A 12,058-nucleotide genomic window follows, 5' to 3' on the forward strand; every position below is an offset into this window, starting at 1 on the left:
AAACTCTCTATTGTCACACAACAAAATAAATAATCAGTGCAATCGCAGAAGTAACAGCCGTGAAGCCCCAGAAAGCAAAGTCAATTTTCCATTCTGACCAACCATCACTTTTCCCAGAAAATCCACCCAACTCAAAGTGATGATGAATAGGTGTCATACGGAAAATACGTTTCCCACCTGTTTGCTTATAATAAGTCACTTGCAACATAACCGACAAAGTTTCAATCGCATAAATCAAACCAATCAATAACAATGTCCATTCCGCACGAAGTAAAATTGAGATGATTGCCAAAAATCCTCCCAAAGCAAGACTTCCAACATCTCCCATAAAAATCTTCGCCGGCTTGTGATTGAACACAAAGAAACCTAATAAACTTCCTACCACAGCAAGGATAATCAGTAAAATATCATAACGATGAGAAGCCACAGCAATCACTGCATAAGCAAGCAATGAAATTGCCACCGTAATTGACGCCAGGCCATCAATACCATCTGTCAAATTAACTGCATTTGACCAACCGACCAACCAAATGATAATGAAAATCGTAAAAAACCAACCAATATCAAAGCGCCAACCTAAAATATGCAAAAAACTAGAATTTGATTCATGATTGTAGATGAAAAATGAAACAATCCCAATCACAATCTGTGCAAGCATTTTTTGTTTCGCCGACAAACCTTCATTTATCTGACGAAAAACCTTTAAAAAGTCATCTGCAAAACCAATCGCTGCATACATCGCAAAAACCCACCAAGCTGTAATAAATCCCGAAGTGAATTTTCCAAAAATAATCGCTGCAAGCAATGCTACAATCAATGAAGTAATAACAAAAACAAATCCCCCCATTGTTGGTGTTCCAGCTTTACTCGCGTGTTGTTTTACTTCTTCCAGAGTAGGCTGTCCACCCAATTTTTTCTTATGGAAAAACATAATGAAGCGAGGAATTCCAATCATTGTCACAATCATTGAAATTACCGCTACTATTATCCCATCAAATAACATCTTTTTCTCCTATTTTTTAAAGCTTTCAAAAAATATACATTTTTGAAAGACTTTGCCCATTTTCTATTTCAAAATAATATCAACTACCCAAAGTGACAGTGACTGATTGTCCTTTTTTGATACCATCACTTGCTGTGATACTTTGATTTGTCACATGATTTCCTGAACCTTCATAAGTCACTTTCAAACCATACCATTTTGCCAATGTATTGACTTCATTTTTTGTCCAATCATACATATCTGGCATGACTTCTTGACCAGCTGTTAGCAAGAGAACACGTGTATTTGCACCAATTTTTGTGCCGGCTTTGATAGACTGCGCTGTTACTTTTGCCCCTTGTCCGATGACAACAGGTTCAAGTACCGTACGACGTAAACTATCTGAAGCATCACCTGGCGCTTTACCAACATAATTATCCAGAGTTACTTTCCCTGTTTTATCCGTTGTTGCTGTTGTAGCATTGATTTGACTCTTGAGCGCTTCTGCTTGTGTCAATATTGGATTTGCTACACGAGCAATATATTTCAAAGTCCAAGGTTCTGAAGGAATTTTTACATTCATATAGAAAATATAATCTGGATTTTTCGCTGGATACATCACAACTGCTGAGTAGAGATAATCTTGCGAACCTGTCATGTAACCGCCTGTTGGAGCTGCGATTTGAGCAGTCCCCGTTTTCACAGCTGCAGCTTGTCCATTTACCATAAATAATGGACCTGCTGGAAGATTTTCATCAGGGTCTCCTTGAATAGAATAAGAAGTTCCAAATTCTGGGTCTGTATTAACACCTAACATCAGATTTCTTACTTGTGCTGTTGCACTTGCAGAAACAGGTTTCCCAACCACTTCAGGTTTTGATTGTAAAATAGTATCATTATTTGTATTCACTAATTTACTGATAATATGCGGTTCAAGCATTGTGCCATTTCCCGCAACGGCTGTCCAGCCACGAAGCAACTGCAACTGAGTGACCGCAATACCTTGTCCAAAGGCAGACTGAATCTGAGAAACAGCATTTGCAGCAGGAAGATTGCCAAATTGCTCACCAATCATACCGATACGTGCAGGAACACCAAACTTAAAGCGTTTCAAGTAACTGTCCCAAAGACTATTTCCCATTTGCATCTCAACTTTACTCATTCCAATATTTGAGGACATCATAAATCCTTGAGCAAAATTAACTACTTCCGGTAATGTATAAGCATGATTTTCTGTTACATCCCAGTCGTTGATAGTTGTATCATAAACATCAAGTTTACGTTGGTAAGTCGCATTCAAATCTACTTTATTACTCGTCAATGCGCCAGACATCAAGAACGTTTTCATAACTGAGCCTGGTTCATAGGCAGATTGAAAGAGCAAACTGTTCCATGTAAAGTTTTTTTGCTGTGGCGCTGTGGTATTTACCGTTGATGGTGTGTATGTTGGACGTTGACTTGTCGCCAAAATTTCACCTGTATGCGCATCAACAAGTGTTGCTGAAAGTTGTTCGCCTCCAGATTGGATGACTGCCTGGTCCATTAACTTTTCTAAAGTCGTTTGGAGCTGAGCATCAAGGGTTGTATAGATATTATCCCCATTTTTTACAGGTCTTATGATTTTTGTCGTTCCTGGCATTGGACGACCGAGATTATCTTTTTGATAGGTCTCCTCACCATTTGAACCACCCAAAATAGAATTAAAAGATTGTTCTATTCCACCATTTGTACCTTGTAATACTTGATTTTTTCCATCATTGACTAAACTAGCAATACCGATAAATTGTGAAGCAAAATTTCCATTTGGATAAGAACGTGAAAGTTGTGGTAAAAATCCTATGCCAACAAGTCTTTCATCATCTGCTTCTTTTTGCAGAGTTTGCATTTGCTGGAGCTTGATACCATTTCCTTTGACACCAAACTCAACTTGCTTTTCTTTAGAATGAAGTTGTGTAGAAATTAAATCTTTATCAATCCCAAGTTTGCTGTTTAAAAATGTTGTCAAACGGTCAAATTCTTCAGGACTGGCATACAATTTATTCCCATTAGCATCCACTTGCGTTTTATCAAGAACAACATAAATAGTGTATGTACTTGAATCTACTGCGATTGCTACACCATTACGGTCATAAATCGTTCCACGTTTTGCATAGACAGTTACTGTACTTTGATAGTTACTTTTTGCCATTTCTCGGAGATTGTAACCTGCTACTTGATTGGTCGTAATCAACCAAACAAAACGAAATATAAAAATCGTAAACACAGCAATAGCTAGGAAAAAGAGGCTCTTACCTACGTGTTTACGATTTTTTTCTGGCCTTAATTTATATTTTCGTGCATTTTTGACTACTTTTCGGAAGGGAAGGCTAAATAGCTTTCTAAAAAATCTCATCATTTCGTCGCTTTCAATACATTAGAGTAATTTTGGGTCATGCCTGCTTTTGTTGCGGCACTATTGATGCGGTTTGCACCTGTTAAATCTTGAATTTGTTGATTGTATTCTGAACTTTTTTCTTGTTGTTGGGAAATTTTTGTGTTCAAATCGACAGTATTTCCTTCAATTTCATACGTTTTTGTTTGAATATAAAGTAAACCAATTGCGACAACTAAAGCGGCAAAGACCATTGAGAGATAGAAAACTTTCTCAACACCACTAAATTTCTTGAATTTACTTGCTAGGACTTCTGGAGCAAGGGAATTTGTATCAATCAGATAACTATCCTTTTTTGCCGCTGTTTTTATATCAAAATACTCTTTCGGCTGTGCTGCCATGATTTCCTCCTATCTTTGATACTTTGTTTTATTTCTTTATGCTGTTTTATTTATCTGCAAGTAAGATATCTTACTTATAAAGATATTAGTCACGTTGTTTTTGTGCCACACGTAATTTTGCACTGTGTGCACGATTATTATCAGCCAATTCTTCTTCTGTTGCTAAAACTGGCTTTCTATTGACAAGTTGAAGCTTGGCTTCCATTTCTTTGGGAAGCATTGGCAACCCTTTGGGAACATTAACTGTGCTATATTCCTTGAAAATTGACTTTGTCAAGCGGTCTTCAAGTGAATGAAAGGTAATCACAGAAATTCGGCCGCCGACATTGAGTAAATCTATCGCCTGTTCAATGGATTCTTCTGCTGCACCAAGTTCGTCATTGACCTCAATGCGAATGGCTTGAAAAATTTGTTTGGCTGGATGCCCTTTTTTCTTGAGCTCTTTTTGTGGTAGGGCAGATTTTATAAGCTCTGCGAGTTCTATTGTCGTTTCAATCGGTACAACTTTTCGTGCTTGCTCAATCTTTCTAGCAATTTGCTTAGAAAACTTATCTTCACCATAGCGAAAGAATATCCGAACGAGACTTTCATAGGGATAATCATTGACTACTTCATAAGCAGAAAGACTTTGCGTCCGATCCATACGCATATCAAGACGCGCTTCTTTTTTATAAGAAAAACCACGTTGGCTGTCATCAAATTGAGGGCTAGAAACGCCTAAATCATACAAAATACCATCAATTTTCGTGATACCATACTCAGCTAATGCTGTTTTTAGATGGCGAAAATTATCTTTGATGAGAGTTACTTTGTCTGCTGCCAATTCCTCTTTAAGACGATTTTTTGCATTTTCATGTGCAGTATCATCTTGATCAAAAGCGTAAAGATGACCTGTAGTGAGTTTACTTAAAAGATAAGCACTATGACCTGCACCACCAAGCGTGGCGTCAACATAAATCCCGTCAGGTTTCACTTCAAGCATATCTACGGTTTCATGCAAAAGAACTGTGTTGTGCTTGAATTCCATAATGTTTTGGCAATTTTGCCATTCCTCCTTGTAAACTTATTTCTATTATATCACTTTTTGACGATTTTGGAAGTCTTTTCACTAAAATTGTCACCCTATTTGTAAACTTATTTGCGAATTTGTCCTGTACCCTCGATAAGATACTTTGTACTCGTAAGTGCTTCCAATCCCATTGGACCGCGTGCGTGAAGCTTTTGAGTAGAAATTCCGATTTCTGCACCCAGTCCGAACACAAATCCATCTGTAAACCTAGTTGACGCATTGACGTAAACCGCTGCTGCATCAATTTCATCTTGGAATTTCTGTGCATTAAAGTAATCTTTTGTGACGATACTCTCGGAATGTCTGCTTGAATAACGATTGATATGTGTGATAGCTTCATCAAGTGTATCAACAGTTTTGACAGATAAAATATAATCCAAATATTCTGTGGCAAAATCTTCCTCAGTTGCTGGAATTGCTTTTGACAGAACTGTCAAACTTTTTTCATCTGCTCTGAACTCAACAGAATGAACTTTATTGATTTCTTTTTCCAATTTTGGAAGAAATTCGGCAGCAATTTTTGAGTGAACAACGAGACTTTCAGCGGCATTACAAACGCTTGGACGCTGTGTTTTCGCATTGATAACAATCGCTACTGCCATATCTATATCAGCCGTTTCATCAACAAAAATCGTACAATTTCCCACTCCTGTCTCAATCACTGGAACTTTGGCTTTTTCTTTGACAGTATTGATAAGTCGCGCGCTCCCACGGGGAATGAGAACGTCCAGATAATCTGTTGCTTGCATCATTTTTTCAGCTTCTGCATGACTTGTGTCTGTCAAAAGTTCCACTGATGCCTCTGTCAAATTAGCCTTTTTTAATTCTTCTTTAATAATTTTCACTAAAATACTGTTGGAATAGATAGCATCAGAACCACCGCGCAAGAGAACAGAATTTCCTGTTTTGAAACACAGTGAAAATGCATCAACTGTCACATTTGGACGGCTCTCAAAAATCATGCCAATCGTTCCCAAAGGCACACGTTTTTGTACAATTTTTAAACCATCAAGATTAGTAAATCCTTGCAAAACTTGCCCGATAGGGTCTGCTAATTCTGCAACTTGACGAAGTCCTTCAGACATAGCTGAGATACGGTCTGATGTTAATTTCAAACGGTCAACCATTACTTCTGAAATATTATGTTCAACTGCTTTGTCAAGGTCTTTTTGATTTTCAATGAGAATTCTTTCAGTATTTTCTAATAAACTATTTGCCAACTGACGTAAAAATTCATTTTTTTCTAATGTCGAAACTTTTGCAAGTTCGCGACTAGCATTTTTTACTTTTTGTCCAAGTTCTTCAATCATAGTTTGCCTTTCAAATTTTTTGACAGTTTTGTCAAAAATATTTTATTGATGAAAATAAGTTCCAATCTCTTTTCCAGCAAGAATATCTGAGATTTCTCGAATGCGCGTTCCATTTGTCAGCACCATTTCCTGCTGATTATCAAATAAAATCTGTGCTGCTGCTAATTTTGATGCCATTCCACCTGTACCAAAACGACTTCCAGCTCCTCCAGCTGCTGCACGCAACTCATCTGTAATACTGTTAATTTCTGTAAAAATTTTTGCATTGTCAAAAAGTGTTGGATTTTTATCAAAAAGTCCATCAATATCAGACAGCATAATCAGCAAATCAGCATTCACCAATTTTGCTACAATCGCCCCCAGCTTATCATTATCTCCAAATTTCGTCTGATGATCCATTTCATCAATCGCCACCACGTCATTTTCATTGATAATCGGAATGATATTCAAGCTAAGTAATGCCTCAAGCGCGTTCTCAGCATTTTCACGACTAAGAGGAAAATCTGTCACATCACGCGTCAGCAGGAGCTGCGACACTTTTTGTGAATATCGATGAAACATCTGCGTATATAAACTCATCAGCTCAACCTGACCAATGCTTGCTAGTGCTTGCTGCTGAGCGATTTCCATCGGTCGTTTTTCCATACCGAGAACATTCATTCCAACACCAACAGCACCAGAAGTGACTAAAATTACCTCAAAGCCTTTATTATTCATATCGGACAGCACAAAAGCAAGGTCATCAATATTTGATAAATTTATCTTTCCATTTGGCAAAATCAACGAACTTGTCCCTATTTTAATCACAATCCGCTTGGCATTCAAAATATTTTTTCTTGTCATAGTAGGACTATTATAGCAAAAAATCGCGCTGCTTGTATAATTAAAATGACTTTTTTAGCGGAAAATATAAAAAAAGGAGACCTTTTATTTTCTATCTCCAATTTTATTATAGTTTATTTAGTAAAATAAATTAGTTTCCTGTTTCTAACACGTCATCTTTAATATTTTGCCTACGAATTTTCCAGAAAAGTTGCATTTCCTTTTTGGCGTTTTCGTATTTACTTTTCGCAAATTGATAATCTAACTCTAATTGCTCTAAATTTGTCCCTTTTTCTTCTTTTAGTAACTTTTGTTGCTGTTCAAAATTAACTCGTGCATTTTTATAAATCCGAAAAAGTTCATCTTGAAACCTGCTTTCATTCGTTGTACTCCCCATATTTTCTCCTTAAACATTTTAACTTAGAGATATTTTACATTATTAGTTCTTTTTTATCAAAAATATACTATTTTTATAGATTGTTTTTCGAGCAAAATGTTTGCGCTTTATTTTATGTAACAAAGTGCCAATATCCGCTCTATCTAGCTTTTCTTGTCCCTTCCTTTTTTATCTAATATAAAATTTTATTCTTTTCCTTCATTTTACTTAACAAAAAAGTTAATTTTGTATAATTAAACAACAATATAAAAACAAAACTAATGTAAAACTTCTCTGTTTTTCGTGTTATGTTTCATAAATTTCTAATTCATTTTTTTACTTTGCATTTTCACATTTTTATATTTGTAAAATAAAAAGACTAATTTTTTTAGTCCTTTTATTTCATCAGCATTCACTTTGTTGCTTCTTGAATAAATGTGGTGACTTCTTCAATTTTTCCTTCATGCAAGTCACGCACAATTTTTGAACCAACAATCACACCACTTGAAACTTTATTAAAACGCGCGACATCATCAAGTGTACTCACGCCAAAGCCAACACAAACAGGCAAGTCCGTCAAATTTGACAAGGTCGAAATATGTTCATCAAGCTCGTCCGAATAGGTCGCACCAGCACCTGTTACTCCATTGACCGCAACCGCGTAAATAAAGCCCTCTGCGCCATCAACAAGCAATTTCTGACGCTCAACTCCCGTCGTCAAACTCACCAACTGCACCAGACAAATGTCCATTTCAGCCGTCAAAAAGTCTGTCAAAAAATTTTGCGCTTCTTTTGGCACATCAGGCACAATCAGCCCTTTGACAGGCGTTTTTGACAGTTCTGTCAAAAATTTTTCCGTGCCATATTGATAAATTGGGTTCATATAACCCATCATAACCAAGGGAATCTCCGTTTTGACAGTTTTCAAGGTCTCAATAATTGCTGTCAAACTGACATTTTTCGCCAGACTACGAAGTCCTGCCTGCTCAATCACAGGTCCGTCCGCCACTGGGTCGCTAAATGGCACACCAATTTCAATCGCCGAAGCACCAGCCGTCTCAAGCAAAGAAATTGTCTCCTGTAAGCCATCAAGCCCGCGCTCGTGATCTCCTGCCATAATATAAGGAATGAAAATCTTCTCAATTCCACGTAACTGTTTTTCTAATGTTTTCATTATTTTTTAACTTCCTCTCTTGTTATCGCCCAGTTATCCAGTAGGACAACTTTTCCAAATTTTTCAAAATAATCGTAACTCTGCCCAATCTTGTGCATCCCGATTTTTTCCATTACACGTCCTGACTTCTGATTTTCCGTCATATGGCGCGCAGTCACAATTTCGCATTCCAACTCATCAAAGCAAAAATCCCGTAAAACACGCGCTGCTTCAGGCATCATTCCTTGCCCCCAGTAGTCGTGATTCATTTCCCAGCCAAATTCCGCCATTTTTTCTTTCTTGAAAATTAAGCAAATCTCACCAATCAACCGTCCTGAAGCTTTTTCAACAACTCCCCAGTGCATCAGGCTATTCGGCAAAAAGACATTCGCCAAAACCGCTTTGGTCTCCTCCAAATCTTTATGCACTTCCCAGGGCACAAAGCGTGCCACCTCGTCATTACTCGCCAAGTCAAAGAATGCTGCCGCATCAGCCATTGTCAACCGTCGCAATCTCAAACGTTCGGTCTCAAAATTCTCATGCTCCGCCAATACTAGATTTCTATCCATCGTTTACTTCCTTTCAAGTTACCGTTCCTCCACCTGTTCAATATGCAATACACGTTGTGAAAATTTAACTTCATTATTTTCCAATACAAAATCGTCCTCATAACGAATATACATCACAAGCACCGTCCCATCCGCACGAAAATGATGTGCGATACAATAACTCGTCGCATGATTTTCAGTAATTTCAGTTTGTCCATTCATGTGAAAAGTCTTCTGAAAAGCACCAAGTGCGGACTTGATCCCAGCACATAACTCTGCTTTATCTGTAAAAGTTTGCTTGCTCCCATCTGGCATTATCGTGCTATTTTCAAAAATATCAGCAAAGAGTGCGACTTGTGCTTCTGCTTTTCTCGCATCCGCATAGAAAGCCCAACGGTTGATGAGAGATTTGATTTCTTCTTTATCCATTTTTGTTTCCTTTTTATTCTTTATTCATTTCTCTTTCTCAAACCAATTTCCTTTAGAAATTTGACACGTAAACAGGCTTCACTGCCATGTGCCTCCATCACGCGGGCTTCAGGACCATATTTTTCATAGTAAGCCATCTGAATCTCTGCCAGCAATCTCTCATCTGTCACTGCTGTAAATCCTACCTGATAAATCTTATCCGCCAAGTGAAGTTGCCCTGTACCTGAGACAATCGCTGATTGATACCAGCTAGAGCGTTTTCCAGTTTCTGCTTCAATATAAAATTGATTATTCAGCAACACAAAGCCAATCCAAACAGGCCTGTGACCTTGCGGGTCAGGACAAATATAAATATCTTTTTCGTTTGTAAAAGATGTAAAATCAATCATTTTTGCTGCCCTCGGTGTCTTAATTGCATGAAAATCGCCATCACGCTCAGAAACAAGACGGTGACAAGAATATATGCTGGCCAAAACCAGATAACAATGTAACCTGAGACAAGCATAGCGAAAGTGACAATCCGATAACTTCCGCCATAAGGGCGCATCGTGTTTACAATATGTGGATTTTCACGAATGAGCTCTATTTCCGTCAGATTAAAAGTAATCGCCCAGACCGTCAGCACAATAAGATAAAGCAATTCAGGAATCCGTGCATTCGGATAACGCCCGACATAGCCTGTTATTAAAGGAAAAAGTGACATCACTAGAATCCACAATCCTGTCAGCCAGTAAATCCGTGCGTTGATAATTTTGACTTCTTTGAAAAGGGCATGATGATTATACCAAACATTCCAAATCATAAGAAAGCTCAAAAAATAAGCAAAGATTGGTATCCCCAGAGTACTTAGCGCTGCAGCACTCTCATTCGTTGGTCGTGGTAAATCCAGCACCATGATTGTTGCGATGATAGCAATAATCGCATCTGTAAAAGCAAGGAATCGTTCTTTATTCATGCTAAAGTTCCCTATTGTCAGCTTTCTTACTCTTCACGATGAGTATCACGCGCACTTGCTTGAGCTTTTGGAAAGACAAGAAGCTCGGCAATTTGCACATGTTCAGGTTGACTGATAGCGTAATAAATCGTGTTGGCAATGTCCTCTGCTGTCAACGGTTCTAAGCCATCATAAGTGCCATCTGCCGTTTTTTCATCTCCTTTAAAACGTACCAATGAAAACTCAGTATTGACAAGTCCCGGCTCAATCTCAGTTACTTTCACACCCTCATCAACGAGATCAATCCGCATCGCTTGGCTAATTGCATCCACCGCAAACTTGCTAGCATTATAAACATTTCCGGCAGGATAAACCTGCTTTCCTGCAACAGAGCCGAGATTGACAATGTGTGCATGACCATTTTTAAGGAGCAAAGGCAAAACTGCCTTTGAGACATAAAGCAAGCCTTTCACATTGCCATCAATCATCGCATCGAAATCATCCAAATCTGCATCTTGAAACTTCGCCAGACCGTGTGCATTGCCTGCATTATTCACAAGAATATTGATTTTTACTTTCCATTCATCGCTCAAGCTGTCAATCGCAGCAAAAACGGCTTGTCGGTCACGCACATCAAAGTTCAACGTCGTGACTTTGACTTTCTGAGATAATTCTGCCTGCAGTGCCTCTAAGCGCTCTGTTCTGCGCCCCGTAATTACCAAATCAATCCCATTTTTCGCAAAAATCCGTGCTGTCGCTTGTCCGATACCACTTGTCGCACCAGTAATCAATGCTGTATTTTTCATATTCTCTCCATTTCATCTTTTATTTTTTTCGTTAATTCTTCAAAACTTTCTCTCATCAGTTCAATCTCATGCTTTTTACCTTCATTTTTCATCATGGAACGTGCCAAAATCTTATCATACCACCCAAGATTATCCAGCACGATTTCCCCACCGACATTTTCAAATGTAAAAGCATGATTTCGCAAAGACACAGGGATTTCTCGTGTCACAACTTTTGTTAAAGTTTCATATTCTACTAAAGAAATGAAAAAGGCAAAAGATTTTGTGAGCAAATCGGCTTCATATTTTGCAAGAAAAGCTTTTACAGGCTTTTCAAAACGATGGTCATACACAGGACTTCCAACAACGACAATGTCAAATTCGCTCGGATTAACTGTTTCATTTGCAATATCTACTAAGGTAACTTGCTCGAAATTACTTGCCAACTGATGAGCTGCTTTTTCCGTAGTGCGTGCGCCATCTCGCCCGCAAGCATATACAATTAAAATTTTCATTGTTCTTTCTCCGCTTTTTAGCTCTGATTTCCCCAGACGGACATCGGTCCTTTCGGTCCTGCTTTAGTTATTCCTTCATCATAAACCCAAACGATAGCTTTTGGAAATTCTAGGCGAAAAGTTTCTATGTATTGTTGCAAGACAGGCGATAGAATAATCTCTGCTTCTGCACCACGTTCCTTTTTCTTTCCCACTTTTAAAGTTTTAAAGAGTTCCTTGGATTGTAGATAAATCACTGTATCTCCAAATTCAGCATGCGCTTTTTGAACTTCGTCTGCCACATCATCTTCAGTAAAAGGCAGGATTGAATTTAAACTCATCATATTCACATCGTAAACAAAATATTTTTGCATTTTCTTCTCC

General features: G+C 38.1%; 15 protein-coding genes. All 15 read right to left on the reverse strand.

From position 1 onward, the window contains the following. Positions 1-13 precede the first annotated feature (13 nt). The 15 genes from mraY to KJS36_RS05505 all read right to left on the reverse strand — a co-directional run bounded on the left by mraY (position 14) and on the right by KJS36_RS05505 (position 12,048). Positions 14-1,003, reverse strand: a complete 990-nt coding sequence (gene mraY / locus KJS36_RS05435) for a phospho-N-acetylmuramoyl-pentapeptide-transferase (RefSeq protein WP_213535120.1) — start codon at positions 1,001-1,003, stop codon at positions 14-16. A gap of 79 nt (positions 1,004-1,082) precedes the next feature. Beyond that, positions 1,083-3,377, reverse strand: coding sequence for a penicillin-binding transpeptidase domain-containing protein (locus tag KJS36_RS05440; protein WP_213535124.1), 2,295 nt, complete (start codon positions 3,375-3,377; stop codon positions 1,083-1,085). Beyond that, entirely contained in the window at positions 3,374-3,754 is a 381-nt protein-coding gene (gene ftsL, locus KJS36_RS05445) for a cell division protein FtsL (RefSeq protein WP_213535127.1), read from the reverse strand. Before ftsL ends, KJS36_RS05440 begins: the two co-directional genes overlap by 4 nt. Positions 3,755-3,839: 85 nt before the next feature. Next, positions 3,840-4,781, reverse strand: coding sequence for a 16S rRNA (cytosine(1402)-N(4))-methyltransferase RsmH (gene rsmH / locus KJS36_RS05450; protein ID WP_213535144.1), 942 nt, complete (start codon positions 4,779-4,781; stop codon positions 3,840-3,842). 107 nt (positions 4,782-4,888) lie between these two features. After that, on the reverse strand, positions 4,889-6,133 hold the full coding sequence (locus tag KJS36_RS05455) for a glutamate-5-semialdehyde dehydrogenase (RefSeq protein ID WP_213535148.1): 1,245 nt from the start codon (positions 6,131-6,133) through the stop codon (positions 4,889-4,891). A gap of 42 nt (positions 6,134-6,175) precedes the next feature. Continuing rightward, positions 6,176-6,976: a glutamate 5-kinase gene (gene proB / locus KJS36_RS05460; RefSeq protein ID WP_213535152.1), complete on the reverse strand. Its 801-nt coding sequence runs from the start codon at positions 6,974-6,976 to the stop codon at positions 6,176-6,178. Positions 6,977-7,106: 130 nt separating this feature from the next. Continuing rightward, the gene (locus KJS36_RS05465) at positions 7,107-7,352 is read right to left on the reverse strand and encodes a hypothetical protein (protein WP_213535156.1); all 246 of its coding nucleotides are present in this window, start codon (positions 7,350-7,352) and stop codon (positions 7,107-7,109) included. A 391-nt stretch (positions 7,353-7,743) separates the two neighbouring features. Beyond that, positions 7,744-8,508, reverse strand: a complete 765-nt coding sequence (gene trpA / locus KJS36_RS05470) for a tryptophan synthase subunit alpha (protein WP_213535623.1) — start codon at positions 8,506-8,508, stop codon at positions 7,744-7,746. Further along, positions 8,505-9,053, reverse strand: coding sequence for a GNAT family N-acetyltransferase (locus KJS36_RS05475; protein WP_213535159.1), 549 nt, complete (start codon positions 9,051-9,053; stop codon positions 8,505-8,507). Before KJS36_RS05475 ends, trpA begins: the two co-directional genes overlap by 4 nt. An 18-nt stretch (positions 9,054-9,071) precedes the next feature. Next, positions 9,072-9,461 carry a nuclear transport factor 2 family protein gene (locus tag KJS36_RS05480; RefSeq protein ID WP_213535166.1) on the reverse strand — a complete coding sequence of 130 codons (390 nt, stop codon included), beginning with the start codon at positions 9,459-9,461 and terminating at the stop codon, positions 9,072-9,074. Between the two features lie 20 nt (positions 9,462-9,481). Then, complete coding sequence (locus tag KJS36_RS05485) at positions 9,482-9,850, reverse strand: DUF2255 family protein (RefSeq protein WP_213535172.1); 369 nt, start codon at positions 9,848-9,850, stop codon at positions 9,482-9,484. After that, positions 9,847-10,416 carry a TMEM175 family protein gene (locus tag KJS36_RS05490; protein WP_213535175.1) on the reverse strand — a complete coding sequence of 190 codons (570 nt, stop codon included), beginning with the start codon at positions 10,414-10,416 and terminating at the stop codon, positions 9,847-9,849. The genes KJS36_RS05485 and KJS36_RS05490 overlap by 4 nt, the downstream gene beginning before the upstream one ends. A 26-nt stretch (positions 10,417-10,442) precedes the next feature. Beyond that, entirely contained in the window at positions 10,443-11,201 is a 759-nt protein-coding gene (locus KJS36_RS05495) for an SDR family NAD(P)-dependent oxidoreductase (protein ID WP_213535178.1), read from the reverse strand. After that, positions 11,198-11,695: a flavodoxin domain-containing protein gene (locus tag KJS36_RS05500; protein ID WP_213535179.1), complete on the reverse strand. Its 498-nt coding sequence runs from the start codon at positions 11,693-11,695 to the stop codon at positions 11,198-11,200. Before KJS36_RS05500 ends, KJS36_RS05495 begins: the two co-directional genes overlap by 4 nt. Before the next feature lie 17 nt (positions 11,696-11,712). Continuing rightward, a complete protein-coding gene (locus KJS36_RS05505; RefSeq protein ID WP_213535182.1) occupies positions 11,713-12,048 on the reverse strand; it encodes a hypothetical protein in 336 nt (111 codons plus the stop codon). Between the last annotated feature and the right edge of the window lie 10 nt (positions 12,049-12,058).

The sequence above is a fragment of the Lactococcus nasutitermitis genome, assembly GCF_018403765.1.
Classification (GTDB): Bacteria; Bacillota; Bacilli; order Lactobacillales; family Streptococcaceae; genus Lactococcus; species Lactococcus nasutitermitis.